This window comes from Streptomyces sp. TAA204 (assembly GCF_000424965.1).
The window spans coordinates 518,986-544,915 of the sequence record NZ_AUKW01000001.1 but is presented as its reverse complement, the minus strand read 5'-3'; the positions used below and the strand labels follow the sequence as shown (position 1 = coordinate 544,915).

The 25,930-nt window shown below is 71.7% G+C and carries 23 protein-coding genes; 12 read left to right on the top strand and 11 right to left on the bottom strand.

Annotation, left to right across the window (positions count from 1 at the left end; genetic code table 11):
- The first annotated feature begins 108 nt into the window (after window positions 1-108).
- The 3 genes from H343_RS0102325 to H343_RS0102315 all read left to right on the top strand — a co-directional run bounded on the left by H343_RS0102325 (window position 109) and on the right by H343_RS0102315 (window position 5,335).
- Window positions 109-2,769: an alpha/beta fold hydrolase gene (locus H343_RS0102325; protein ID WP_051264458.1), complete on the top strand. Its 2,661-nt coding sequence runs from the start codon at window positions 109-111 to the stop codon at window positions 2,767-2,769.
- A complete protein-coding gene (locus tag H343_RS0102320; protein ID WP_028429824.1) occupies window positions 2,766-3,701 on the top strand; it encodes an ABC transporter permease in 936 nt (311 codons plus the stop codon). Before H343_RS0102325 ends, H343_RS0102320 begins: the two co-directional genes overlap by 4 nt.
- A 113-nt stretch (window positions 3,702-3,814) precedes the next feature.
- Window positions 3,815-5,335: an FG-GAP-like repeat-containing protein gene (locus H343_RS0102315; RefSeq protein ID WP_028429823.1), complete on the top strand. Its 1,521-nt coding sequence runs from the start codon at window positions 3,815-3,817 to the stop codon at window positions 5,333-5,335.
- 112 nt (window positions 5,336-5,447) lie between these two features.
- Here H343_RS0102315 and H343_RS0102310 read toward each other — a convergent pair whose 3' ends face one another.
- From H343_RS0102310 to H343_RS28425, 3 genes are all read right to left on the bottom strand, one after another.
- Complete coding sequence (locus H343_RS0102310; RefSeq protein WP_028429822.1) at window positions 5,448-6,185, bottom strand: SOS response-associated peptidase; 738 nt, start codon at window positions 6,183-6,185, stop codon at window positions 5,448-5,450.
- Between the two features lie 132 nt (window positions 6,186-6,317).
- On the bottom strand, window positions 6,318-7,292 hold the full coding sequence (locus H343_RS0102305; protein WP_028429821.1) for an SRPBCC family protein: 975 nt from the start codon (window positions 7,290-7,292) through the stop codon (window positions 6,318-6,320).
- A gap of 5 nt (window positions 7,293-7,297) precedes the next feature.
- Window positions 7,298-7,900, bottom strand: a complete 603-nt coding sequence (locus H343_RS28425; protein ID WP_037901863.1) for a hypothetical protein — start codon at window positions 7,898-7,900, stop codon at window positions 7,298-7,300.
- Window positions 7,901-8,477: 577 nt separating this feature from the next.
- Between H343_RS28425 and H343_RS0102295 the strand changes: the two genes are divergently transcribed.
- The 3 genes from H343_RS0102295 to H343_RS0102285 all read left to right on the top strand — a co-directional run bounded on the left by H343_RS0102295 (window position 8,478) and on the right by H343_RS0102285 (window position 10,828).
- Window positions 8,478-9,335: a lysozyme gene (locus H343_RS0102295; protein ID WP_028429820.1), complete on the top strand. Its 858-nt coding sequence runs from the start codon at window positions 8,478-8,480 to the stop codon at window positions 9,333-9,335.
- 218 nt (window positions 9,336-9,553) lie between these two features.
- Entirely contained in the window at window positions 9,554-9,916 is a 363-nt protein-coding gene (locus H343_RS0102290) for a cupin domain-containing protein (protein ID WP_028429819.1), read from the top strand.
- Between the two features lie 186 nt (window positions 9,917-10,102).
- Window positions 10,103-10,828, top strand: a complete 726-nt coding sequence (locus tag H343_RS0102285) for a pentapeptide repeat-containing protein (RefSeq protein ID WP_037901860.1) — start codon at window positions 10,103-10,105, stop codon at window positions 10,826-10,828.
- Window positions 10,829-10,901: 73 nt separating this feature from the next.
- Here the strand turns inward: H343_RS0102285 and H343_RS0102280 are convergent, their stop codons facing one another.
- Both H343_RS0102280 and H343_RS0102275 read right to left on the bottom strand, forming a co-directional pair.
- The gene (locus tag H343_RS0102280; protein ID WP_028429817.1) at window positions 10,902-11,414 is read right to left on the bottom strand and encodes a hypothetical protein; all 513 of its coding nucleotides are present in this window, start codon (window positions 11,412-11,414) and stop codon (window positions 10,902-10,904) included.
- A 161-nt stretch (window positions 11,415-11,575) separates the two neighbouring features.
- On the bottom strand, window positions 11,576-12,151 hold the full coding sequence (locus tag H343_RS0102275) for a TerD family protein (protein ID WP_028429816.1): 576 nt from the start codon (window positions 12,149-12,151) through the stop codon (window positions 11,576-11,578).
- A gap of 246 nt (window positions 12,152-12,397) precedes the next feature.
- On the opposite strand from H343_RS0102275, the gene arfB reads away from it, so the two are divergent.
- Entirely contained in the window at window positions 12,398-12,832 is a 435-nt protein-coding gene (gene arfB / locus H343_RS0102270; protein ID WP_028429815.1) for an alternative ribosome rescue aminoacyl-tRNA hydrolase ArfB, read from the top strand.
- Window positions 12,833-12,881: 49 nt separating this feature from the next.
- Here the strand turns inward: arfB and H343_RS0102265 are convergent, their stop codons facing one another.
- Window positions 12,882-13,412: a flavin reductase family protein gene (locus H343_RS0102265; RefSeq protein WP_486586761.1), complete on the bottom strand. Its 531-nt coding sequence runs from the start codon at window positions 13,410-13,412 to the stop codon at window positions 12,882-12,884.
- Window positions 13,413-13,963: 551 nt separating this feature from the next.
- Here H343_RS0102265 and cdgB point away from each other — a divergent pair.
- Together cdgB and H343_RS0102255 are read left to right on the top strand one after the other, a co-directional pair.
- Window positions 13,964-15,604, top strand: coding sequence for a diguanylate cyclase CdgB (cdgB, locus tag H343_RS0102260; protein ID WP_028429813.1), 1,641 nt, complete (start codon window positions 13,964-13,966; stop codon window positions 15,602-15,604).
- Between the two features lie 157 nt (window positions 15,605-15,761).
- Window positions 15,762-16,772 (top strand): hypothetical protein, encoded by a 1,011-nt coding sequence (locus H343_RS0102255; protein WP_028429812.1) that lies wholly within the window; start codon window positions 15,762-15,764, stop codon window positions 16,770-16,772.
- A gap of 165 nt (window positions 16,773-16,937) precedes the next feature.
- Here the strand turns inward: H343_RS0102255 and H343_RS0102250 are convergent, their stop codons facing one another.
- The 3 genes from H343_RS0102250 to H343_RS0102240 form a co-directional block, all read right to left on the bottom strand.
- Complete coding sequence (locus H343_RS0102250; RefSeq protein WP_028429811.1) at window positions 16,938-17,909, bottom strand: 1-phosphofructokinase; 972 nt, start codon at window positions 17,907-17,909, stop codon at window positions 16,938-16,940.
- Window positions 17,910-18,137: 228 nt separating this feature from the next.
- Window positions 18,138-19,316, bottom strand: coding sequence for an N-acetylglucosamine-6-phosphate deacetylase (nagA, locus tag H343_RS0102245; protein WP_028429810.1), 1,179 nt, complete (start codon window positions 19,314-19,316; stop codon window positions 18,138-18,140).
- Entirely contained in the window at window positions 19,313-20,272 is a 960-nt protein-coding gene (locus H343_RS0102240) for an ROK family protein (protein ID WP_028429809.1), read from the bottom strand. Before H343_RS0102240 ends, nagA begins: the two co-directional genes overlap by 4 nt.
- 314 nt (window positions 20,273-20,586) lie before the next feature.
- Here H343_RS0102240 and H343_RS0102235 point away from each other — a divergent pair, with 314 nt between their 5' ends.
- The 3 genes from H343_RS0102235 to otsB are packed head-to-tail and all read left to right on the top strand — an operon-like array spanning window position 20,587 to window position 23,238.
- The gene (locus tag H343_RS0102235; RefSeq protein WP_486586751.1) at window positions 20,587-21,873 is read left to right on the top strand and encodes an extracellular solute-binding protein; all 1,287 of its coding nucleotides are present in this window, start codon (window positions 20,587-20,589) and stop codon (window positions 21,871-21,873) included.
- Window positions 21,874-21,911: 38 nt separating this feature from the next.
- A complete protein-coding gene (locus H343_RS35750) occupies window positions 21,912-22,337 on the top strand; it encodes a DUF3263 domain-containing protein (RefSeq protein WP_486586750.1) in 426 nt (141 codons plus the stop codon).
- A gap of 37 nt (window positions 22,338-22,374) precedes the next feature.
- A complete protein-coding gene (gene otsB, locus H343_RS0102225; protein WP_028429806.1) occupies window positions 22,375-23,238 on the top strand; it encodes a trehalose-phosphatase in 864 nt (287 codons plus the stop codon).
- 62 nt (window positions 23,239-23,300) lie between these two features.
- Here the strand turns inward: otsB and H343_RS0102220 are convergent, their stop codons facing one another.
- Both H343_RS0102220 and H343_RS0102215 read right to left on the bottom strand, forming a co-directional pair.
- Window positions 23,301-24,824 carry a trehalose-6-phosphate synthase gene (locus H343_RS0102220; protein WP_028429805.1) on the bottom strand — a complete coding sequence of 508 codons (1,524 nt, stop codon included), beginning with the start codon at window positions 24,822-24,824 and terminating at the stop codon, window positions 23,301-23,303.
- Window positions 24,825-24,869: 45 nt separating this feature from the next.
- The gene (locus H343_RS0102215; protein WP_028429804.1) at window positions 24,870-25,841 is read right to left on the bottom strand and encodes a glucosyl-3-phosphoglycerate synthase; all 972 of its coding nucleotides are present in this window, start codon (window positions 25,839-25,841) and stop codon (window positions 24,870-24,872) included.
- Window positions 25,842-25,930 lie beyond the last annotated feature (89 nt).

The following is a 25,930-nucleotide window of genomic DNA, read 5'->3' as shown; positions in this document are numbered from 1 at the left end:
GATCACAGTGGGGGAGAGTGGGGCGATCCGGTGTGCCGCCGCTGCCCCCTGCGGCACACCATTCCGCCTCGTTCGTCAAGGGATCACCGCGTGCGCCTGCTTCCCCGAATGTCCCGACGGCTGGCCGCTGCGGCCACCGTCCTCCTGCTGCTGGCCGCAGGAGGTGCCGTGACGTTCGCAGCCGCCGACGAACCAGCACCCGTCCGCCGCCAGGACCGCGTGATCTCCATGCCCGAGACCCCGGGCAGCGAGCGGACGGTCCGAATCGACACCTCCTACTTCACCGCCGGCGGTTCCGGACCTCGCCCGGCCGTGCTGCTCGCACACGGCTTCGGCGGCGACAAGGACGACATGACCGCCCAGGCCCAGCGCCTCGCCCGCGACGGCTATCGCGTGCTGACCTGGTCCGCGCGCGGTTTCGGCCGCTCCACCGGGCAGATCGGGCTCAACGCCCCGGACCGCGAGGTCGCGGACGTCGGGCGGCTGCTCGACTGGCTGGGCGGGCGCGAGGACGTGCTCCAGGACGCCGGGGGCGACCCGAGGGCCGGCATCGCGGGCGCCTCCTACGGCGGGGCGATCTCCCTGCTCGCGGCCGGAAACGACAAGCGGGTCGACGCGATCGCCCCGCAGATCACCTGGTGGGACCTGGAGGACTCCCTCTTCCCGGGCGGGGTGTTCAAGAAGCTGTGGGCCGGTGTCTTCTTCACCACCGCCGGTGGCCGGCAGGGCGGTTGCCGCTTCACCGACGAACTGTGCCAGGTCTACGAGAAGGCCGCGGTCTCAGGCCGTTCGGACGAGGACGCGGCGAAACTGCTCGAGCGCTCCAGCCCGTCCTCGGTCGCCGACCGCATCAACGTGCCGACGCTGGTCGTCCAGGGCCAGAACGACTCGCTCTTCCCCCTCGACCAGGGTGACGCCATCGCCCGCGCGGTCTCCGCCAACGGTGCGCCGGTCGCCGTCGACTGGTCCTCCGGCGGGCACGACGGCGGTGACCAGGAGACCGCACGGCTCGAGGCCCGCACCACCGCCTGGTTCGACCGGCACCTGAAGAAGGACCGCGCGGCCGACACCGGCCCGGCCTTCCGGAGCACCCGCACCGGAGGGGTCGACACCACCGACGGCAGGACCGTGCAGCGCGGCGCCGACGCCGACCGCTACCCCGGGCTCGACGGGACGTCCGAGCGCCCCGTGGAGCTCACCGGGCGCACGCAGAAGGTGTCCAACCCGGCGGGCGGCGCACCGCCCGCCGTGTCCGCCGTGCCCGGGATCGGGGCGCTCTCCCGCCTGCCCGATCTGGGCGGCGGACTGTCACTGACCCAGGACTTCCCCGGCCAGTACGCCTCCTTCGAATCGGCCCCGCTCGCGTCGGAGCTGCGGCTGACCGGAGCGGCCAGGACCCGCATCACCGTCAGCACCGAAGCCAAGGACGGCGCGGTGCTCTTCGCCAAGCTGTACGACGTGCGGCCCGACGGCCGTACGTCCCTGCCCCACCAGCTCGTCGCACCGCTGCGCGTGACGGACTCGGGCAGCTCCACCACCGTTCAGCTCCCCGCGGTCGACCACGAGTTCGCCGCCGGGAACCGGCTGCGTCTGGTCCTGTCCACCACCGACCTCGGCTACGCGTCCCCGGCGGAGCCCGCCACGTACCGCGTCTCCATCCCGGAAGGCGCCGAGCTGACCGTGCCGACCGACGCGGCGCTGGACACCGGGCAGGCCGGGATGCCGGCCTGGGTCTGGGCGATGCCGGCGGGTGCTCTGGCGCTGGCGGCATGGCTGCTGCTCACCCGCTCCAACGGCTCCCGCCGCCGGGACGACGACCAGGGGCCGCAGTCGCCGGAGTCGCCGCTGACCATCTCCGGACTCTCCAAGCGCTACCGCGGCTCGGCCGACCGCTACGCCGTCAAGGATCTGTCCGTACGGGTGGAACGCGGCCAGGTGCTGGGCCTGCTCGGCCCCAACGGCGCGGGCAAGACCACCGCCATGCGCATGATGATGGGTCTCATCCGGCCCGACGCCGGGACCGTACGGGTCTTCGGACATCCGGTACGGCCGGGCTCGGCGGTGCTCTCCCGGGTGGGTGCCTTCGTCGAGGGACCGGGTTTCCTGCCGCATCTGACCGGCCGGGCCAATCTGAAGCTGTACTGGCAGGCAACCGGACGTCCGGCCGCCGACGCCCATGTGGAGGAGGCCCTGGAGATCGCCGACCTCGGCGAGGCCCTGGACCGTGCCGTGCGGACGTACTCCCAGGGCATGCGGCAGCGCCTGGCCATCGCCCAGGCCATGCTCGGCCTTCCCGACCTGCTGATCCTCGACGAACCGACGAACGGCCTCGATCCGCCGCAGATCCGCGAGATGCGGGCGGTCGTGTCGCGGTACGCGGCGACCGGACGGACAGTGATCGTCTCCAGCCATCTGCTCTCCGAGGTGGAACTCAGCTGCACGCACCTCGTCGTGATGGACAAGGGCAGGCTCATCGCCGCCGGACCGGTCGAGGAGATCACCGGGGGCAGCGACACCCTGCTGGTGGCCGCGAGCGCCATGAGCGCCGCCCAACTGGAAGCGGCAGCCGCCAAGGTGTCGGAACTGCCGGGGGTCGCCTCGGCCGAACCGGCGCCGACCGCCGACGTGGGGCTGCTGATACGCCTGGACGGGATGCCGGTGCACGAACTGCTCACCGAACTGCTGCGCCTCGACGTCCCCGTGGAGCGGATCGGCCCGCACCGTCGCCTGGAGGACGCGTTCCTCACCCTGATCGGAGACCCCGCATGACCGGCACCACCGAGACCCGGGGCTCCTCCCCGGGCGCCCCCGGGTCCACGGGCTTCACCCGGGACACCGTCCCGGACACCGCCCCGGCCACCGCGGCCGCCCCCGGATACCGGGCTGCCGCCACACTGCCCCTCCGCGTGGAGGCGGTACGGCAGTTCCTGCGCCGCCGCACCCTGATCACGTTCGCGGTGATGGGCATCCTGCCGGTGGTCATCTGGGCCGCCTTCACTCTCGGCGGCACACCGGACGGCAGGGACAGGGAGTCCTCGCTCCTGGACGTGGCGACCTCCTCCGGCGTGAACTTCTCCCTCGCCGCGATCTTCGTCTCCAGCGGTTTCCTGCTCACTGTGCCGGTGGCTCTCTTCTTCGGCGACACCGTCGCCTCGGAGGCCGGATGGTCCTCGCTGCGCTACCTGCTGACCGCACCCGTCTCCCGGGCCCGGCTGCTGTTCAGCAAGATGACGGTCGCCCTGGCCTTCAGCGCGGCAGCCGTCGTCCTGCTGCCCGCGGTCGCGCTCGGGGTGGGCTCACTCGCGTACGGCTGGGGGGACCTCGAACTGACGACTGCCGGTTCGCTCCCGGCCGACACGGCAGTGGGGCGGCTGGGCGTGATCGTGGTGTACGTCTTCGTCAGCCAGCTCACGGTGGCCGGATTCGCGTTCTGGCTCTCCACGGTCACCGACGCCCCGCTCGGCGCGGTGGGCGGAGCGGTGGGGGCGACGATCCTGTCCAACATCCTGGACTCCATCACCGCGCTGGGATCGCTGCGGGACTTCCTGCCCACCCACTGGCAGTACGCGTGGGCGGACGCCCTCCAGCCGGACGCGGAGTGGGCAGGCATGATCAAGGGCACATCGCTGTCGGCGTCCTTCGCCGTCGTCTTCTTCGCCCTCGCCTTCCGGCACTTCGGGCGGAAGGACATCGTCTCCTGACGGCAGATCCCCGGCAGGGTCGGTGACTTCGGTAGCTGTCAGGTGCAACCAACTCAGGGGTCAGGTGTGTCTCCTGATGCGGATGGACTGGACAACTCGGAGGAACTCTCGTGATGACACCCTTAAGACGTGCCGATGTCCGCACCGCCCGCGGAGGGCGCGCGGTCCGTGCCGCAGCGCCGCTGGCCGCCGCACTGCTCGTTGCGGGCGGCCTGAGCGCCTGGACGCTCACCCCGCAGGAGGCGCACGCCGCCCCGGCGCCCGCCGCGGCCCCGGCGGACGACATCAACGGTGACGGCTACGCGGACCTCGTCTCCGGTGCTCCCTCAGGCACGGTCTCCGGCAAGGCGCAGGCGGGCTATGTGGCGGTGACGTACGGCTCCGCGGACGGGCTGGACCCCTCCCGCAAGAAGCTGGTGAGCCGTTCGACGAGTGGCGTGCCCGGATCGGCCGCCGCCGAGCAGCAGTTCGGCAAGACCTTCAGCACGGGCGACCTGGACGGTGACGGCTTCGGTGACATCGTTATCGGCTCCGCCGACGCGCCCTCCGGCAGCGTGATCGTGTGGGGCTCGCCGTCCGGGCCGACCGGGGGCACCGCCCTCGACGGGTACGGGCACTCGCCGCAGATCGGCGACTTCGACGGTGACGGCAAGGCCGACCTGGCGCTGTTCGGCGACGCCGACGTCGCGGGTGACGACCCGGTGACGCAGCCGGGCGCGTTGTTCAAGGGCCCGGTGGCCAGGGACGGCTCGCCCGCCGAAACGCTCGACTTCATGGACAGGTCCGAGTGGTGGGGCTACGGCGACGACGGCCCGGGCTGCGCGGAGGACGACTCGTGCGTCGACGGCCCCTCGTCGATCAGCGGTCCCGTCACGGCCCGGTCCGTCGGCGACGTCAACGGTGACGGGCGCGAGGACATCGCGATCTGGGCGTACGAGGGCGACGGGGTGTGGGGCAACCACGTCCTGCTCGGCGGTACGGCCGGCTTCAAGAGCACGGGCACCGTGGGTGACTTCGGCTCGGTCGGCGACGGGGGCGACAGCGATGTGGGCGACGTGGACGGCGACGGCTACGACGACGTCGTACTCGGCAGCACCGACGCCGACGAGAAGGTCACCGTCGTCTTCGGCTCGCCCTCGGGCCCGTCCGGGCGCGAGCAGTCCTTCGACCAGAGCCTGCCCGGCTTCTACGGTGCGCAGGAGGACGGCGACCGGGTCGGCTCCTGCGTCTCCGTCGCCGACGTCACCGGCGACGGCCGCGCGGAGGTCGCCCTCGGCATCAGCGGGGAGGACTTCGGCGGGCACGACGACGCCGGCTCGGTCGCGCTGCTGCACGGCAGCTCCTCCGGCGTCACCGGCACCGGCAGTCAGGTCGTGCACCAGGACACGGCCGGTGTGCCCGGAGTCGCCGAGACGGGCGACGAGTTCGGGGCCGCCTGCGCCCTCAAGGACGTCGACGGGGACGGTCACCGGGACCTGAACGTCTCCTCGGTGGAGGAGAACGCCTCGGCCGGAGCCGTGTGGTCGCTGCCCGGTACGGGCGACGGTCTGACGACGGCCGGCGCGGTGGCGTTCGGCCCCGGCGACGTCGGTGGCCCCGTCGCGGGTGCGCGCTTCGGCAGCACCCTGCGCTGACGCCGCGCTGCCGGGCGGGGGCGCCGCTCCCGCCCGGCAGTGGCCCCGCGCCGCCAGATCCCTGCCGGGGCGGAGCTTGGCCAGCGGCCCGGGACGGCCGCGGACGGCGGGTTCAGTTGCCGGTTTCCGCCGGTTCCAGCAGGTGGGGGCCGTTGTTGCGGACGTTGTTGACCGCCGTTGAGACCGCACGGGCGTCCAGGTCGCCGCCGCCGGGGGAGGTGAGCAGCGCGCGGAGTTCGTCCGGCTCGTGGTGCGCGGGGTCGAGCCACGCCGCCTGATCGTCCGGTGCGATGGTCAGCGGCATACGGGGATGGACCCTGCCTGCCGCGTCGGTGGCGTCGGTGGTGATGACCGTGCAGGTCGTCCACCACGCCTGCGGGTCGTCCTCGTCGCGCTCGGGGTCGCGCCAGATCTCGTACAGCCCGGCCAGCGCCATCACCTGACCGTCCTGCGGGGTGATGAAGTAGGGCTGCTTGTACGCCTTCCTGGTCCCGGTCGCCGGGACGGTCTGCCACTCGTAGAAGCCGTCGGCCGGAAGCAGGCAGCGGCGCTTCACGAACGCCCGGCGGTAGGCCGGTTTCTCGTGGACGGTCTCCATCCTGGCGTTGATCATCTTGGCGCCGACGCTCAGGCTCTTCGCCCAGAACGGGACCAGGCCCCAGCGCAGCGGCCGCAGCCGCCGCTCGACCGCACCGGTCTCACGGTCTGCCGCTTCCAGCACCGCCCACACGTCGTCGGTGGGAGCGACGTTGTAGTTCGGTGCCAGGGCCTGTTCCGGGCTCCACCGGTCGACCTCGAAGAGGTCCACCAGATCCTCCGGCCTGCGAGTCGAGGCGTATCTGCCGCACATGCGTACACCCTGCCACGTCGCGCCGGGAAGCTCCCGGTTCGTGAACGGGCCTTCCACAGCTTGCGGCACGACAGGGGCCCCGCCCATCCCGGTGTTCGGTCGGACGGGGCCCCGCAGCCCGGCGGTGGCCGTTCACCGGCCCTCGTCGTCGTCCTCGTCGTCCTCGTACTCGTCGTCGTCTTCTTCGTCCTCGTCCTGGTCGTCTTCCTCCTCGTCCCCCTCTTCCCCTTCTCCCTCGTCGTCGTCCCTGTTCTGGTTCTTGTCCTCGTCGTCCTCTTTCTCCTCCTCGGCCAGGGCGTCCTCGTGACTGCGCACGAGCTCCCCCTCGCGGATCTCACCGCGCCAGCCCTCCGGCACCTCCTGCACGCCCAGCGTCACGTACCGCTGGAAATGCTTGAGGTCGAGGCGGAGCCTTCGCCCCTGGACGCGCCAGATGTTGCCGGTCTTCTCGAAGAACCCGCCGGGTGTGTACTCCACGACGACCACGATCCGCGTGAGATTCGGCGTCAGTTCGTGGAAGGAGACCGAGCCGTGCGTGGTGGCCCGTTCGCCCGTGGAGTTCCACACCACGCGGTTGTCGGGCACCTGCTCCAGGACTGTCGCCTTCCAACTGCGTTTGGACGGGCCGACCTTGAGCGTCCAGTTGGACGAGACGTCATCCTCGCGCGATGCCTCCACCACGCCTTTCATGAAGCTGCTGAACTCTTCGAACTCCGTCCAGTGGTCGTACACCCGGCGCAGCGGAAGACCCACATCGATCACCTCGATGATGTTGGTCACCTTCTTGGTCCCCGCTTTGCCGCCCCCGCCGAAGAGTTCCTTGGTCTTCTCCACGGTCTTGTCCTTCACGCTCTTCGCCACCTGGCCCCCGACGGCCTTGGCCGGGCTTTCGCCCTTCAGCAACTGCGCGCCCATCTTGGGGATCTCGCTGCCGGAGCCCCCGCCCTCGGCGGCCTTCTCCGCGAGGCCGCTGACTTTCCCGCCCGCCGAACTCACGACGTTGCTCGCTTTTGCCATCAGGTAGTTGGTGAGTTCCTCACGTACCCGGTCGAGCCCCGAGCCGCCGTCGGAGTTCCCGGCGCTCTTTTCCGACACGTTCTGCGGCATGACCTCTACCTCCGGCGACGGGACGACTCGGCAGGTGCCCTCTTGGCGGCCTTCCTCGCGGGCCTGTTCTCGGTCTTCTTCGCTGCCCTCTTCGCGGGAGGCGCCTGCTGGGCCGTGTCACGTCGGGGTCTGGAGGGCTTTCTGCTCTGCGACTTCGCGCGCTCGCCCGTCCGCCTCCGCTCCGGTTCCTCTTCTTCTTCCTCCTGCTCCTCCTCGTCGTCCTGCCTGCCCTCGGACTCCTCGGTGTCCTCTTCGTCCTGCCCGCCCTTGGACTCCTCGGCCGCCGCGTCCACGAGTTCACCCATCGACTTCGTACGGTCGGCGAGTGAGTCCGCGAAGGACTGCAGCCGCCGGTCCGCCGCCGCCTTCAGCGCCTGCCGCCCCACGGTCAGCACTTCGCTGCGCAACTGGTCGATCAGCTTCGAGACTTCGGGCGACTCGCTGAGCCTGCCCGCCCCGGACGCGAGGAGTTCCTGCGGCTTGGCCCGGAGCCTGTTGCTGGCGAGGTAGGCGGCCACGGTCAGCGCGAGCTTGGCCTTGCCGCTGCGGCCGAGGAGATATCCCCCGGCGATACTGGCCGCGAGGGCGGCCTTCGGGCTGTCACTCATGAGTCCATCCCGGTCCGTCGTGAATTTCGGGCGGCTGCTTGTCCGTTGTGTCGCGGGTTCGGGTCCTGCCGCTGCGCTGTTCCGCGTGCGGAATCGTGGGGAGTCCGGGACCCGCGATGCGCGTTTCCACGAAGGCGGTTCACCGCACGCGCATGTGTGCGGACGGCCGGGAGCGACGCGTCCGGACGTCCCGGGGGCACGGGGGACCTCCGCCGCCCGGCAGCGCGGCTCACCGCTCGCGGACTTCCGGGCCCGGCCGCCGGCACATGGCCGGCGCCGGGGCGGGGCTCCGGGGCGGGGACGACGGGCCGCTCTTCCCTCTGTGACGCCATGCATCTCATTGGTGCACAGGGCGCTGCGGTGCGCGCGATCTGCTGGGCCGTACGAGGGTGCCGCGGCATGGAGGGCGAAGCGTCCGTTCGTCCATCCGGCCAGGGCCCGGTGGAGGCGGGAATGCGGTGATTCCCAGCGTGCCGATCTCGCGGAGGCTGCACGGCGAGGCGTCCATTTAATATGACTTTGCCCCGTTACATTCAGACTGCTGCCGCGCGACTCATCGACATCTACGGAGGCACGCATGCCACTGCCCAGGTCCGGCCCGTCGCGCCGTGCCCTCTGCGGCACGGTGGGGTCCCCCGCCGTACTCCTCACCGCCCTCGCCCTCCTCCTCGCGCTGCCAGGCACGGCCGGAGCGGAGGGCGACGGTGAGCGACCGGCTCACCCAGAGAAGGACTGGATGGGCTCCACCATCAGCGCGAACGAGGGGATTCCCGAAAGCGGTTCCACGGCGCCCACACGGCCTCTCTCCGCATCCGTCGAAGGCGTGGACGTCTCCAGCCACAACGGCAGCGTGCCGTGGGCCACGCTGCGGAAGGAAGGCGTGCGCTTCGCCTACATCAAGGCGACCGAGGGCACGACCTACAAGAGCCCGACCTTTGCCCAGCAGTACAACGGCTCGTACAAGAACGACATGATTCGCGGCTCGTACCACTTCGCGCTGCCGAGCAACTCCAGCGGCGCCGCCCAGGCCAACTACTTCGTCTCGAACGGCGGCGGTTGGTCACGCGACGGGAAGACACTGCCCGGCGCGCTCGACATGGAGTACAACCCCTACGGCGCCGCCTGTTACGGCAAGTCCCAGGCGGCGATGGTGAACTGGATCTCCGACTTCTCCAACACCTACCACGCGCGGACGGGCCGGCACCCCGTCATCTACACCTCCACCACCTGGTGGAAGACGTGCACGGGCAACTCGAAGAAGTTCAGCAGCACCAGCCCCCTGTGGATCCCGAGCTGGCGCGCCACCGTCGGGGAGCTGCCCGGAGGCTGGCCGTTCCAAACGATCTGGCAGTACACCTCCACGGGGAAGACGGTCGGTGACCGCAACCGCTTCAACGGTTCCTACGACCGCCTCAAGGTGCTCGCCACCGGCTGAGCACCGTCCCGGCGCCTCGTGCGCCGGTATGCACCTCCCGCCTGTGGCCTCCCGGGACGTCCCCGGGAGGCCACAGGCGCGCGTGCCCGTACTCGGCGGCCCGCCGGGTGGCCGCGGTCAGCAGCTCTGTGACGTCCGTTCACGGAACGTGTTCGTGCCCCGTGCGGGACGCGGAGCACCATGGAATGAGCAGGAGGGGGCGATTGGAGGTAAACCCCATGATGGAAGTCAAGACGGTCGACAAGGCCGACGAACGGCGCGACTTTCCCCGGGGACACATCGAGGCACTGCACCTCACCGGTCTGGATTTCGCCGTGGCCACTTTCGAGCCCGGCTGGCGCTGGACCGAATCGGTGGGGCCGATCGTCGGGACGGCGAGCTGCGAGGTCCACCACAACGGGTTCATGGTCCGGGGACGGATGCGGATCCGGATGAACGACGGCCAGGAGACCGAGGTCGGTCCGGGCGACGTGTTCGTGTGCGCGCCCGGACACGACGCCTGGGTCGTGGGGGACGAGCCCGTCGTGATGTACGACTTCGCCGGCACGATGGCGACGGAGTACGGCAGGCCGAAGAGCTGAGCCCCGCCGGGGTTCGTACACGGCCGGAGCCGGTTCGCCGCCGCCGCGCCGCGCGGGTCGCGAGCAGCGCGGCGGCGGTGGGGGGTGCGTGCCGGTGAGCGAGTGCCGGTGAGCGTGCGCCGGTGAACGCGCGGCGGCCCCGCTGTCGGTGGGTGCGCTGTCAGTGGTGGGGAGCACCATGAGGCGATGGCGAGGACGACGAGGAAGAGGACCGACGCGGTGAGGTCTCCCCGGCTCCCCGAGGTCCGGCTGCCACAGCTGCGGCCGTACGAGCCGGGTGAGTCCGCGGGGCCCGTCGGTGCGCGGGGGACGGGTGCCGTGGCCGGCCCCGGCCCGGACGGGGACCACGACGGGGTGTGCTTCGAGGGGGTGGATCTGAGCGGCACGGACTGCGCGGGGTCGACGTTCCTCGACTGCGCGCTTCGCCGCTGCCCGCTCGACGGTGCCGGGTGGCGGCGCGTGCGGTTGCTGGACAGCGTGCTGGAGGGCGTGACCGGAGTCGGTACGGATCTCGCCGGTGCCGAACTGCGGGACGTGGAGGTGCTCGACGCCCGGCTGGGCGGCACTCAGGTGCACGGGGCGCGGTTGTCGCGGGTGCTCGTGCGGGGCGGGAAGATCGACTTCATGAGTCTGCGCCAGACCGGGCTGGTGGACGTCACTTTCGAGAACTGTGTGCTGGTGGAGCCGGACTTCGGCGGGGCGACGCTCGAAAGGGTGGCGTTCCCGGGCTGTGTGCTGCGCGGCGCCGACTTCACGCAGGCCACGCTGAAGGACGTCGATCTGCGGGAAGCGGCCGAGTTGGAGATCGCGGCGGGTGTCGGCCGGCTGGCGGGAGCGGTGATCAGTTCGGCCCAGCTGATGGACCTGGCACCGGCGTTCGCGGCCGAGATCGGTGTACGGGTCGGGAGCTGAGCACGGACAGTCATCGCCCGCGCGCAGGGATTGCGGCGGATGGGGGCGGCACGGCGGGCGGTGCGGCGGCGCGTCAGCGACCGTCCGGTACGCGGGGGAAGCGTGCCCGCAGGGTCCACACCGCGGGGTTGTCCGCGAGCCCTTCGTGCATGTCGGTCAGGTCGGCCAGCAGGTCGTGGAGGAAGTCGCGGGCCTCGCGGCGCAGTTCGGCGTGCTGGAAGCCGAGTGGCGGACCGCCCTCGCCGGCCGTCCAGTCGGCCTGGATGTCGACGAAGCCGAAGCGGCGCTCGAAGCGCAGCCGGTCGGTGCTCTCGGTGAAGTCGATCTCGGCGCGCTGCGGCCCGGGAGCGCGGCTGCCGCGCGGGTCCGCGTCGAGCTGTTCGGTGACGTCGCACAGGGCCCAGGCGAAGTCCAGTACGGGCAGCCATCCCCAGGATGTGGACACCTCGCGGTCCGTCGAGGTGTCGGCGAGGTGGAAGTCCCCGTTGAACAGGTCGTGGCGCAACGCCCGTACGTCCGCCGTGGCGTAGTCCGTCTGCGGCGGGTCGGGGAAGCGCCGGGAGAGCGAGTAGCCGATGTCGAGCACGCGGGCGATCGTGTCACGGGCCGAGGTGCTTTCCCCTCCCGGGTCACGCGCGCAGAGGGAGGCGCAGACGGCAGAGGCGGTGCTCCCCACCGAGGGGGAGCACCGCCCGTAGCCGCGTCCGCGTGAGCTTCCGCGCGTCCGCGCGAGCGCCTGAGCGCGCGTCAGACGTTGACGCCGAAGTCCTGGGCGATGCCGACGAGGCCGGAGGCGTAACCCTGCCCGACCGCGCGGAACTTCCACTCCGCGCCGCTGCGGTACAGCTCGCCGAAGACCATGGCGGTCTCGGTGGCCGCGTCCTCGCTCAGGTCGTAGCGCGCGATCTCCGTCTGGTTCGCCTGGTTGACGATGCGGATGAAGGCGTTGCGCACCTGGCCGAAGTTCTGGCTGCGGCTCTCGGCGTCGTAGATGGAGACCGGGAAGACGATCTTGTCGATGTCGCCGGGCAGGCCCGCGAGGTTGACGTTGATCTGCTCGTCGTCGCCCTCGCCCTCACCTGTGACGTTGTCACCGGTGTGCACGATGGTCTGGTCGGGAGTCGTCTTGTTGTTGAAGAAGACGAAGTGCCCGTCGGAGTAGACCTTGCCCTCCGGGTTCACGGCGATCGCGCTCGCGTCCAGGTCGAAGTCCGTGCCCGTGGTGGTGCGGACGTCCCAGCCGAGGCCGACAGTGACGGCCGTCAGGCCCGGCGCCTCCTTGGTGAGGGAGACGTTGCCGCCCTTGGACAGGCTTACAGCCATGGGGATGCCCTTCTGTTGGTGAAGTCTTCTCGGGTGTGGTTCTTCACATTGCACAACGCAGGCGATGGAGGGGCGGGTTCCAGCATTCTTCACGTTCTTGGCTTTCCTGGGCCCCGCACGGCTGCGGCCGCCCCGCCGTCCTCCCGGAATCGGTCCTGCCGGACCTGGCCCTGCCGGACGTGGCCCTGTTACGGCCGCCGGAAAAGGCGGGTGACTCGGGGTGCGGTCAGGCGCGACCATGGACGTATGCCCTCGCCCTACGTCATCCGCGGTTCGGTCTCCCTCCCGGAGGCCGAACTGGTGTGGCGTTTCACACGCTCCTCGGGCCCGGGCGGGCAGCACGTCAACACCAGCGACACCCGCGTGGAGCTGCGGTTCGGCCTCGCGGCCACGGAGGCGCTCCCCGAGGTGTGGAAGGAACGCGCACTGGAGCGGCTGGCCGGCACGGGCCGCCTCGTGGGCGACGGCGTCGTGGTGGTGCGCGCGGGCGAGCACCGCTCCCAGTGGCGGAACCGGGAGGCGGCGTGCGTGCGGATGGCCGCGCTGCTGGCGGAGGCCACCGCGCCGCCCCCGCGTCCCCGGCGGAAGAAGAAGGTCCCGCGCGGGGTCAATGAGCGGCGGCTGCGGAAGAAGCAGCAGCGGAGCGACCTCAAGCGGGGACGCTCGGGCCGCGACTGGTGATGAGGGGGCGTGGGCCGATGTCGCGCGCCCGTCACGCAACCCCTCCGGATCAGGATCCCTGCCGGGACAGTGAGTGGTATCTGCCCCGGTAGTAGGTGAGCGGCCCGCCGGGGACCTGCGGAAGTCCGGTGGCCAGCACCCGTCCGATGACGAGCGTGTGGTCGCCCGCGCGTACGCGCTGCTCCGTACTGCACTCGACGGTCGCGAGCGCTCCGTCCACCAGCGGGGCGTGGGCGGCCTCCCCGCGCGTGTGCGGGAGTTCGCGGAAGAGCAGCCGGTCGCTCAGCCGCCCCTTCATGGCGAAGCGGCCCGCGGTCTGGCGCTGGTCCTCGGTGAGCAGGGAGGCGGCCCACAGGGCTCTGCGCTCCAGCAGTTCGTCCATCCGCGACCCCTCGCGGGCGCTGACCATGACCAGCGGCGGGTCGAGGGAGACCGACATGAAGGAGGTGGCGGTCATGCCGACGTCCGAACCCTCGGGGCCGTCGTCGGGGTCGTAGGCCGTCACCAGCACCACACCTGCCGCCAGCCGTGCCATGACAGCCCGGAACTCGTCCTCGCTCACCCTGTCAGCATGGGGCATCGGGTCGGCCGCCGGTGGGTTCGTCTGCTGCTGCACTGCATAGGACACGTCAAGAACGCTAACCGCTGGCCTGCACCCCATGCATCAGGCTCCGGGACCAGGACCAGCGGCCCAGGAGGGGCGCGTACGGTCGTGACCGATCCGTGTCCTGCGGGTGGCGCCGCCGCGAACATCCGGTGTCGGCGCTGTGAGCAGGCACGCTGCGGGGGTGCCGGTGCACGGGGACGGGCTTCCGTCCCCGCGGGGGGCGCACAGAAGGGGAGTTGGGGCGCGAAAAGGGGCGCATTCGGCGCTCTACGCTCCGGTAACGCCGTACCGTCTCATGACCGGGCCCTTCGTCGGACGCTTCGACCTGGTGGCCCCGGGTGTGACAGCCTCACACGGAGAGGAGTCAACAGGCTGCATACAGTTGTGACTTGAGTCACAGCGGGCAATAATTGTTGACCCTGTGTACCTGGAGAACAGCTCGCTGTGATTCAGTGGCCGTGGCAGTCGGACAATGACGTCCCGCGTACACCTGGAGTTGACGTACGAGGCTCAGGGGGAGGGCGATGGAAACCGAGTCGGAGCCCTATGTCCGCCTTGCCAGCCTGCGCCAGCTGCACCTCGTCGTCGCGAGGCTGAGCACAGCGCGCAGTCTTGCCGACACCTTGCAGACCGTCGCGGACGGAGTGGTCGAGGGGCTCGGATTCGAGATCGCGGCCGTCAATCTCGTACGCCCCGAGGGCGACCTCGTCGTCGCCGCCGTCGCCGGCAGCCAGGGCGCCGAGGCGATGATGGCGGGCCGCGTCGGGCCGCGGCAGTCCTGGGAACGCCGGCTGTCCATGGGCGAGCAGTGGGGGAACCTCCGCTTCATCCCCTACACCGAGGGCTGGGTACTCGACGACGACGACGTCCCGCAGTGGCACACCGCCGGTCCGGCGCCGCAGGGCCCCGACGACTGGCACCCCATGGACCGCCTGTTCGCGCCGCTGTACGCCTCGGACAGCGAACTGCTCGGCGTCCTCTCGGTCGACCGGCCGCGCAACGGCCGCCGCCCCGGCGCCTGGGGGCGTGAGGCCCTTCAGCTGTACTCGTCGCAGGCCGCGATCGCCCTCAGCAACGCACGGCTGCGCTCCAACATGCAGCGCGCGCTCGTCCGGCTGGAGCGGGAGCAGTCGGCTCTGCGCGCGAGCGAGGAGAGCTTCCGGCAGGCGTTCGAGTACGCGCCGAGCGGGATGGCCGTCGCGGAGATGGGCGGCGAACAGCACGGACGTCTGATACGGATCAACGACGCCCTCTGCCGGCTCCTGGGCCGCCCGGCCTCGGCCATGCGCCGCTACTCCTTCTCCGACATCGTGCACCCCGAGGACATCGGGACGCTGCTGCGGACGTCCGCGGAGGGTGGCCGCGCCGAGCTGAGACTGGCCCGGCGGGACGGGTCGTACGTGTGGGTCTCACTGCGCAACTCCGTGGTGGCCGACACCGCCGACGGGCCGCGCTTCCTGCTCACCCACGTCGAGGACATCGAGGAGCGCAAGCGGCACGAGCTGCAGCTCGCCCACCGCGCCAGCCACGACTCCCTCACCGGCCTGCCCAACAGCGCCGAACTCCGCGCCCGGCTGAACGGACGGCTCTGCGGCCGTCCGGGCCCCGCCATCTCCGGTGTGGCACACACAGATCTCGGCGGACACGACACCGGGGCGCTCCCCGAGTTCAACTTCGACGACGCGGGCACGGGGGTCCTGCGCTCCACGGGCATGTACGACCCGCACCACACGCACGCCGTGCCGCCCAAGGGCGAGGGGACGGGGGAGAAGGGCCTCGCCGTTCTCTTCTGCGACCTCGACGGTTTCAAGTCGATCAACGACCGGTTCGGGCACAACTGCGGCGACGCCGTCCTGGTCGAGGTGGCGCGGCGGCTCTCGGCCGGAGTGCGTGACAACGACACGGTGGCCCGTATGGGCGGCGACGAGTTCGTCGTGCTCGCCGACGGCCTCGGCCCGGCCGAGGCCCAGGACCTCGCGGTCCGGCTGCGCAACGCCATCATCCCGCCGATCCGGGTGGACGGCCGCGCGGTGCGTGTGGGCGCCAGCTTCGGCATCGGCTGGGCCGGGTGCGGCATGTCCGCGGAAGAGGTTCTGCAGTCGGCCGACCAGCGCATGTACGTGGAGAAGCGGGCCCGCTCCAAGGGGCACCGGCGGGCCGGATAGCCGCCCGGACAGCGCACCGGTTCGGGGCGGTGCGGAGCTGACGTGGCCACAGACATTCACGTGCGCGTCGCCCCCGGATCATTCCGGCGTTGGCGTGCACATCACCCCGGGGAGGTAGGCTCGGCCGGATACGTGACGCAGTAGGGAGTGACAGGGGATGACCGCCGAGAACGAAGGCACTGGTGCGACGCCGGGGGGCGACGACCCGTTTGCCTACCTCTACCGGCAGCAGGGCGGTGACGGCTCGGCCGCACCGCAACCCGGTACTCCTCGACGCTCGTACAACCAGGTCCGTACGGTCGGCGAGCGCCAGTACGGCACCCAGCAGAACAGCCAGTACGGCGCCCAGCAGAACAGCCAGTACGGCAGTCAGTACGGGAGCCAGTACAGCGCTCAGCACGGGGGCCGGAGCGCCCAGCAGCCCAACGCGCACTATGCCGCGCCCGAGACGATGCCCGGCGGCCGTGTCGCCGCTCAACACCATGGCGAGGGCAACGGGAGCGGGCACGGCGGGCGCGGCTCCGGCCGGGGCGGCAGCCGTAACGGCCTTCTCGTCGGAGCGATGGCGGTCGTCGCGGCGGTCGTCATAGGCATCGGCGCGGCCATCTACTTCAACGGCGGCGACGAGGGCGACCGGGCGGGCGACTCCCCCGAAGCCCCGGCCGGCGGCCAGGAGGGCGAGGACGAGCGGGAGCAGAACAAGCCCGACTCGGACAAGCTGCGCAAGGGCAAGATGATCGGCAAGAAGCGGGACGCCGCCACTCTCGCGCTGAACGGCGGTGCCGCAGTGGCGAAGGACGTCCCCAACGCCCAGGGCCGCGACGGCGCGTACGTCGCCGGCATGAACAACGGCGGCGCCTCCGCGACCTGGACGGTCGACGACGTCCCGAAGGACGGCACCTACACCTTCTTCGTACGTTACGGAGTGCCCGGCCAGGACGCCGACTCGACGCTGGCCGTCAACGGGCAGCCGCGCCAGCAGCCGCTCAACATGTCCAACTTCGGCAACGCCAAGAAGGGCGAATGGGACAAGGGCTGGACCCAGACCTTCGCCTGGGTCCAGCTCAAGAAGGGCCAGAACAGCTTCAAGATCTCCTGCGAGCAGGGGAACAAGTGTGACTTCAATCTCGACCGGGTCTGGCTGAAGGCCGGGAAGGTCGAGCGCTAGCCGGAGCGCGGCAGCCCGGCCTGCGGCAGCCCTCCCCGCGGCGGTCCGGTCCCCGACGGTCCGGCCCGCGGCAGTCGGCCCGCGACAGGCGCGCGGCAGCCCGCCGGCGGTGACCCGCCCTCCCCGCTCCCTCCGCTCGTCCGGTCCCCCGCTGAGCCGGTGGGGTCAGCCCGCCGCGCTCTCACTGTGCTTGGTGACCGACACCCGTGAGAGCAGGTCGGCGTGCACCGCCCCGTCGAACTCCCCGGCTGTCGGCGCCCGTACCGTCGCGGCGGACAGCGCGACCGCACGCGCCAGCCGGTCCGGCCACGAGAGCCCCTCGACCATCCCGGAGAGCAGCCCCGCCACGGCGGAGTCGCCCGCTCCCGTGGGGTTGCCCGCCAGTGACTCGGGCGGGCTCGCCTGCCAGGTGCCGTCGGGGGTGACCAGCAGCATGCCGTCGGGGCCCATCGAGGCGGCGACGGCGTGCGCCCCGCGACGCTGGGCCGCCCGTGCCGCCCGCAGCGGTTCGGCGGTGCCGGTCACCCCGACGAGTTCGTCGGTGTTGGGCTTGACCAGGTCGGGGCGGGCGGCGAGGCCACGCCGCAGGGGTTCCCCGCTGGTGTCGAGCACGACCGGTACGTCCGCGGCGTGCGCTTCCCGGATCAGCTGTGCGTACGCGCCGACCGGTACGCCCGGAGGGAGGCTGCCGCACAGGGCGACGGCCTCGGCCGGGCCGCCGTCCGCCGATGGGCTCCCGGTCGGCTCACCGCGCAGCAGCCGCGTGTACGAGCTCTGGAAGTCGGCCCACTCCGGCGGGGAGATGTGCGGTCCGGGCTCGTTGAGCTGTGTCGTGCGGCCGGTGCTCTCGTCGACGATGCCCACGGTCCGCCGCGTACTGCCTCCGGTCTCCACCAGCGCGTCGGTGACACCCGGTTCCCGCGCGAGCAGGGCGCGTACCTCCGCACCCGTGAGCCCGCCGGCGAAGCCGGTGACGACCGTCCCGGTACCGAGCGCCGCGAGCACCCGCGCCACGTTCAGGCCCTTGCCGCCCGGGCGCTGCTGCACCTCGCGCACCGGTTGGGAGCCGTGCACGTCGAGCCTGGGCACCCGGTAGGTCAGGTCCAGGGCGGTGTTGAGCGTGACCGTCAGGATCACCGGAGACCACTCCACGGGGACGGGGCGAGGGGGGTGTGCGCGGACGTGCCGGAAGCCGGCGGCGCCGGCGCGCGAGCGATCATGCCATTCGGCCGATCGCGTCGCGACCCCCGGGACCGCACTGTCGGCGTCCCGCTCCGCTCGGCCCGTCCGTCCTGTCCCGCTCGCCCCGTCCCGCTCGCCCTGTCCCGACCCGCCGGACGGGTGGGCCGGGCGCCCCGCGAGAAGTCACTCCGCGCCGGGGCGGACCACCCACTCGCCCCGTCGCATGACACCGGTGAGTTCGAAGTCCGCGTCGAGCACCACCAGATCGGCGTGCTTGCCGGTCTCCAGCGAGCCGGTGCGGTCGGCGACGCCCAGCAGCCGCGCGGGGTTGGTGGACAGCGCGCGTACGGCCGCCTGCACGGAGAGCCCGTCGACCGTGACGGCACGCCGGAAAGCCTGGTCGAGGGTGAGGGTCGACCCGGCGATCGAACCGCCCTCGACGAGCCGGGCCACGCCTTCGCGCACCTCCACCTCCAGCGGGCCGAGCGGGTATCGGCCGTCACCCATGCCCGCGGCGCCCATCGCGTCGGTGATGAACGCGACACGGTCACCGCCCGCGCTGTGGAAGGCCAACTCCACCACGGCGCGGTGCAGATGGGTGCCGTCGTTGATCAGCTCGACGGTCACCCGCTCGTCCTCCAGCAGCGCGGCGACGGGGCCGGGGGCGCGGTGGCCGAGGACGGGCATGGCGTTGAAGAGGTGGGTGGCGACGGTGGCGCCCGCGTCGACGGCGGCCACCGTCGCGTCGTAGGCGGCGTCCGTGTGACCCACGGCGGCGACGACACCGCTGTCCGCGAGCATCCGTACGGACTCCAGCCCGCCGGGGAGCTCCGGTGCGAGCGTCATCATCCTCGCGCTGCCGCGCGCCGCGTCGAGGAGCTTGCGCACCTCGGCCGGTTCGGGGTCGCGCAGGAGCGCGGGGTCGTGTGCGCCGCAGCGCTGCGGTGAGATGAAGGGGCCCTCGAAGTGGACGCCCGCCAGGTCGCCCTGCTCGGCCAGCTCGCTGAGCACTCCGGCCTGCTGGGCGAGGTCGCCGAGTTCGCCGGTGACGGTGGAGGCGACCATCGTGGTCGTGCCGTGCCGCCGGTGGGTGTCGATGACTGTCAGAGCCTGCTCGGCGGTGCCGGCGGAGAAGGAGGCGCCGCCGCCGCCGTGCACGTGCATGTCGACGAAGCCCGGGACGATCCAGTGGCCGCTCAGGTCGAGCGTGGGGGCCTCACCGGGAACGTTCTCGGCGATCACGCCGTCTTCGACGGTCAGTGCGCCGCCGCCGTCCGGACCGCCGTCCGGACCGCCGTCCGGACCGTTCGGGAGTACCACACGGGCACCGGTCAGCACCGTGCGCCGGCTCTTGGGGCTCATCGGCTCGCAACCTCCGCGGAGAGTAGGTCCCAGGCGAGGAGTCCCGCGCCCAGGCAGCCTGCGGCGTCCCCGAGGGCCGCCGGGACGATCGTGGGGACCTGCTGGAAGGTGACGCGTGCGCGTACGGCTTCCCGCAGCGGTGTGAACAGGGTGTCGCCCGCCTCGGCCAGTCCGCCGCCGATGACGACCGTGCGCGGGTCGAGCAGGGTGAGTGCGGTGACGGTTCCCGCGGCGAGCGCGTCCACGGTGTCGCGCCAGACGGCGACTGCCCTCTCGTCCCCGGAGACGACGGCCCCGGCGGCATCGGCGGCGGTGGCGTCCGGGCCACCGCCGGCGGCGGCCCACGCGCGGGCGACGGCGGAGGCGGAGGCGACCGCCTCCAGGCAGCCGCGCTGTCCGCATCCGCACAGCGGTCCGTCCGGACGCACCACCACGTGGCCGATCTCGCCCGCGCTCCCGTGCGCGCCCGGCTCGATACGGCCGCCGGTCCCGTACGCCCCGGCGATGCCCGTGCCCAGCGCCATGAAGAAGAACCGGTCGACGCCCTTTCCGGCACCGATGCGGCCTTCGGCGAGACCGCCCGTGCGGACGTCGTGCCCGAGCACCGTCGGCAGGCCGCCGAGGTGTTCGGAGAGCAGGGTGCGCAGCGGTACGTCCCGCCAGCCGAGGTTGGCGGCGTAGACGGCGGTGCCCGTCGCCTCGTCGAGGATGCCGGGGACGGCGACGCCCGCCGCGGCGGGTGCGGTGCCGTAGCGGTCGGTGCCGTAGGCGCGCAGGTGGGCGGCGAAGTCGAGGATTCCGCCGACGACGGCGTCGGGGCCGCCGCCGCGGTCGGTGGTGCGGCGTGCCTCGTGCAGCAGCTCGTTGCCGGGGCCGATGAGGGCGGCCTTCATCCCGGTGCCGCCGACGTCGAGGGCGAGGACGTACTCCGGTTTCCGGTCAGGAGTGTGGATCACCGGGTCAGTGTCCCGCGAAAGCGGGCAACAGGTCTAGTCCACTCGTGGGATCTCTTGTGCATTTCCTGGAAACGGATTGCGGTGCCCTGTCCCGTGACGGGAGGGAAATCGGCGTGACCGGCGTCTTCGGTGCATGTAACGGATGAAGCGGATCAAACACGCCAAGGATGTTGTGAAAGCGATATGTTCGCTGGCGTAGACCTTCGGCATGGGGCGGTGGAGACTCCTGTTCCGTACACGTCTGGCCCGGACCGGACACGGGGGGTGGGGGGCGCGGCGTGATGCCGATTCATATGGTCTGAGGGGTAGTTGCTGTGGAGCGTCGGAAGTTCCTTGGCCTGGCAGCCACCGGGTTGGCGGGCGGCGCCGGGCTCACGTCCGCGGGATGCGGTGCCGGGGCGGGCGCGGAGAGCGTCACGCTCAGGATGGTCGCGGCCGACTACGGCACCCCCGGGCGGGGCGACAGCTCCCAGGGCTACTGGGACGCGCTGACCCGCAAGTTCCATCAAAAGCACCCCGCCATCACCGTCGACGTCGCCGTCCACAGCTGGAAGAACGTGGACCGTAAAGTCGCGAAAATGGTCGAGGCCGGACGCGCGCCGGACATCGCCCAGCTCGGCTCGTACGCCGACTTCGCGGCACAGGACAAGCTCCACAACGCCGCAGAACTGCTCTCCATACCCGTACAGGCCGACTTCCTGCCGTCACTGGCCAAGGCGGGCACCGTCGCCCGGGTGCAGTACGGCATGCCGTTCGCCGCCAGCACGCGGGTGCTGTTCTACAACAGGACCCTCTTCAAGAAGGCCGGCCTCGACCCCGACTCACCGCCGGAGAACTGGGCCCAACTGGCCCGTGCGGCGGCCCGGTTGAAGGCGGCGGGGGTGAAGATCCCCTACGGTCTGCCGCTCGGCTCGGAGGAGGCGCCCGCCGAGATGCTGATGTGGATGGTCAGCGGCGGAGGCGCCTACACCGACAGGGCGGGCACCTACACCGTCGACGCCGCAGGGAACATCCGGACCTTCAACTGGCTGCGGGACAACCTCGTGAGCAAGGGGCTGACCAATGAGAACCCCGGCGGCACCGACCGCCAGGAGCTCTTCGAGGCGTTCGGGCGAGGAGAGGTGGGCATGCTCAACGGCCATCCCAAGCTGCTGAAGGAGGCCGCTAGAGAAGGCGTGAAGTACGGCACCGCGGTGCTGCCCGGCACCGAGGGGCCCTCCGGCGGCACGCTCGGCGTCGCCGACTGGGTGATCGCCTTCAAGGAGAACGACAGACGCGAACAGATAGGCACCTTCCTCGACTTCGTTTTCAACGAGCGGAACCACTACGCCTTCGCCGACCGCTACGGACTTCTCCCGGTCACCACCTCGGCGAACGAACTGATGCGCGCGGCACCCGAGCACAAGGAACTCGGCCGCTTCCAGGACCAGCTCATCGGCGCCGAGTTCTATCCGGTGGGCAAGGTCTCCTGGTCGCGGGTGAGCGCGGAGATCAAGAAATCCGCCGGGAGGGTGGTCGAGCAGGACACCGACCCGGCCGAGGTGCTCGGCCGTATCCAGCGCACCGCGGAGCGACTGGAGTCGGAGGCGAGCGCGAAGTGACCCGGCCGGCTGTCGGACGCCGGCGTTAGGTTGGACGGATGAGCGGGATGGGGGAGAGCGGCGAGACCGGGGGCGGGGACGTGGCGCCTCCGCAGGCGGCCGGCGGTGACCCGGGTGACCCGGGCGGAGATTCAGGCGGTGACTCCGGCTGTCACTCCGTCGGCGCCACCGCCGCAGCCGACAGTGCCGACGCCGCCCACAGCGCCGGCGCCGCCCACGGTGCCGCCCGTTCGCTTCCGGCCGGTCTCTCCGGACGCGATGTGGCCGTACTCGCCTTCGAACGCCGCGGCTGGTCCGCGCCCGGCGTCAAGGAACGTGCCGTGCGCGAGCAGTTGGAGATGTCACCCACGCGCTACTACCAGCTCCTCAACGCACTCCTGGACGACCCGCACGCCCTGGCTCACGACCCGGTGACCGTCAACCGCCTCCGCCGCCGCCGCGAGGCGCAACGCGCCCGGCGCTGACCCCGTCCTGCGGCCCGCCTCCCGATAAGGTCTCCGCATGGACGCCGTACCCACGCCCCGTACCGCCGAAGGACGGGAAGGGCTCGCCGCGATCGTCGGGGAACCTCAACGCGCCCTCGTCGCCTTCGACTTCGACGGCACGATCTCACCCATCGTCCCCGACCCCGACGACGCCCGAGCCCACCCCGGTGCCGTTCCCGCGCTGACCCGGCTCGCGCCGAGCCTGCGGGCGGTGGCCGTCATCACCGGACGTCCGGCCGAGGCGGCCGTGCGCTACAGCGGACTCGGCGAGGCGGAAGGGCTGGAGCATCTGACCGTGCTCGGTGCCTACGGCGCGGAGCGCTGGGACGCGGCAACCGGATCGGTCAGCGCCGTGGAGCCGCCGCCGGGCATCGCCGCGGTGCGTGCGGAACTGCCCGGCCTCCTCGACGAGTTGGATGCTCCTCCCGGCACCTCCACCGAGGACAAGGGCCGGGCGGTCGCGGTGCACACGCGGCGTACGGAAGATCCGGCAGCAGCCTTCGAACTGCTGCGCGACCCCCTCTTCGCGCTGGCCGACCGGCACGGTCTGGTCGTCGAACCGGGCCGCATGGTGCTGGAGTTGCGGGCACCGGGCATCGACAAGGGTGCCGTGCTGGAGGAGTACGTACGCGAAGTCGGCGCCGGCGCCGTGCTGTACGCGGGCGACGACCTGGGAGACCTGGCCGCCTTCGTCGCGGTCGAGAAGCTGCGTGAGGCGGGCGTACCGGGCCTGCTGGTGTGCAGCGGAGGCGCCGGGACGGACGAGCACGTCCCCGAGGTCGCCGACCGTGCCGACATCGTGGTGGACGGCCCCGCCGGAGTCGTCCGACTGCTCGCCGCGCTGGCCGACATGATCGCCGAGGGCGGCGGCCGGGGCTGACTCGCCTCCCGGTGCCCGTCCCCGCTCCGACCGCCTGCTGCCCCTGCCCCTACGCCCTGCCCCTACGCGGTCCGGCCGCCGCGCAGCGCGTCGAGCTGGTCCAGGAACCAGCGCGTCGGCGGCAGCGCCGTGGCGGCCGCAGCGAGACGCTTGGTGCGCTCCGCCCGCCTGTCGTGCTCCATCGTCAGTGCCTCGTGCAGCGCGCGGGCGGTGTCCGCGATGTCGTAGGGATTGACCACGATCGCGTCCTCGCCCAGCTCCTCGTACGCGCCGGCTTCACGCGAGAGCACCAGCGCGCAGCCGTCGTCGGAGACCACGGGAACCTCCTTGGCGACGAGGTTCATCCCGTCCCGGATCGGGTTGACCAGGGCGACGTCCGCCAGCCGGTAGGCCGCCAGCGAGCGCGCGAAGTCGTCCTTGAGGAACAGCACGACCGGGGTCCACCCGGTGGTGCCGTACGTGGAGTTGATCTCGTCGGCGACGCGGGAGACCTCGGCCATGTAGTCCCGGTAGACCGCCAGGTCCTGCCGCGAGGGATAGGCGAGGGCGAGGTGCACGACCCGCCCGCGCCACTCGGGGTGTTCAGCGAGGAGGCGCCGGTAGGCGTGCAGCCCGCGCACGATGTTCTTGGACAGTTCGGTGCGGTCGACGCGGACGAGAGCCCGGCGCGGCTGCCCGTCCGGGCCGGTGCCGATCTCCTCGCGCAGTGCGGCGATCCGCTCCTCGACGTCGTCCCGCCCTGCACGCTCGCGCAGGAACTCCGCGTCCGCGCCCAGCCCGTGCACTCCCAGGCGGGTCGTACGGCCGTCGAGGGTGACCTCCAGCTCGCCCGTCGTCCCGTTCACCGCGGTGGTGGCGCCCAGTACGCGTACGCAGCAGTCCGCGAAGCCCTGGGCCCAGCGCCTGGTCAGGAACGCGGCACGGTCCGCGCCGAGGACGCCGCGCAGCACGTGGCCCGCCACGGTGTCGGGCAGCATCCGGTAGTAGTCCGGCGGCGCCCAGGGTGTGTGCGAGAAGTGACCGATGCGCAGGTCGGGGCGGCGTTCGCGGAGCAGACCGGGCACCAGCGTCAGGTGGTAGTCCTGGATCAGGACGCTCGCGCCGGGGGCGGCGTCCTCGGCGAGCGCGTCGGCGAACGCGGCGTTGTAGCGCTCGTACGCGGCCCACTGCTCCTCGAACTCCGCGTCGAAGGAGGGCTCCAGAGGCGTCTGGTAGAGCATGTGGTGGACGAACCAGAGCACGGAGTTGGCGACACCGCTGTAGGCGGCGGTGAAGGTGCCGGCGGGAATGTCCAGCATCCGTACGGCCTGGCCGCCGGTCTCCCGCGGGTCGAGCCTGCCGTCCGTACGGCGCACGGCCTCCCGGTCACCGTCGCCCAGCGCCGCGCACACCCAGACGGCGTCCCCGCCCCCGCCGGAGTCGTCCCCGCCGTCCGCCCCGATCGCGGAGAGCCCGGAGACGAGGCCGCCTCCGCCGCGCTTGACGGACAGGGAGCCGTCGCCGGCGACCGAGTAGGAGACGGGCCCCCGGTTGGACGCGACCAGTACGCGGGCCTGTACCTGCTGGGAAGCGCGTTCGACGACCATGGCCGGAGCTTAGCCGCCGGGAGATCCAGGCAAACGTGACGAAGGCTACGCCGCGCGGCGGGCCGCGTACTCGGCGATCTCGCGCATCGGGGGCCGCTCCACCGTCTCCACGGAGTGGTTGCGCGGTGCGAAGCCGCCGCGTGTGCCGCCCTGCCGGTCGCGTTCGAACTGGGTCAGCGTCGGACGGACCAGGTGGCCGCCCCGTGCCAGGCGCAGCTGTGCCGTGTGGTGTATCGCGGCCGCCATGCGGCCGAGAGCCTGCCCGCTCTGGTGGCGGTGGCGCCGTACGCCGACGTCGACCTGGGCGAGGGCGTCGAGCCCGGCGGCGTGCAGCGAGTCGACGAGGAGGCCCAGCTCCACGCCGTACCCCACGGGGAAGGGCAGCGTCTCCAGCAGTGAGCGCCGGGCCGCGTACTCGCCGCTCAGCGGCTGCACGAAGCCCGCGAGCCGCGGCCAGTGGAGGTTGAGCAGGGGGCGTGCCACGAGTTCGGTGACGCGTCCGCCGCCCGCCGGGTCGTCGCCGAGCGGACGGTCGTACATGGCCTTGACGAGCCGCAGCCGGGGGTCGGTCAGCAGCGGCCCGACGACGCCGGAGACGAAGCCGGCGGAGAAGTCCCTCAGATCGGCGTCGGCGAAGCAGACGATGTCGCCGCTCGTCACCAGCAGCGAACGCCACAGCACCTCGCCCTTGCCGGGCAGCGCGGGCAGCCGCGGCAGCACGTCGTCCCGGTGGACCACCCGGGCGCCCGCCGCGGCCGCGGTCCTGGCCGTACGGTCCGTGGAGCCGGAGTCCAGCACCACCAGTTCGTCGACGAGCCGCGTGGCCGGCGGGGGCGGCATCAGCTCGCGCCGGATCACCGACACGATCGTGCCGACGGTCGGCTCCTCGTTCAGCGCCGGAAGCACGACGCTCACCCGTGTGCCCGACGCGCGCTTTGCCGCCAGCAGCCCGTCCAGGGGACGATCGGCCGACGAGAAGGACCGCCGGCCCAGCCACTGCTCGACTTCCTCCAGCACGCACTACTCCCTGTGACCCGTCGTGGTCCGTCTCGCGGTTCGGACGGCTGTCTCAATGGTCAGGTCCGTCGGTTACAGTCTTGAACAAC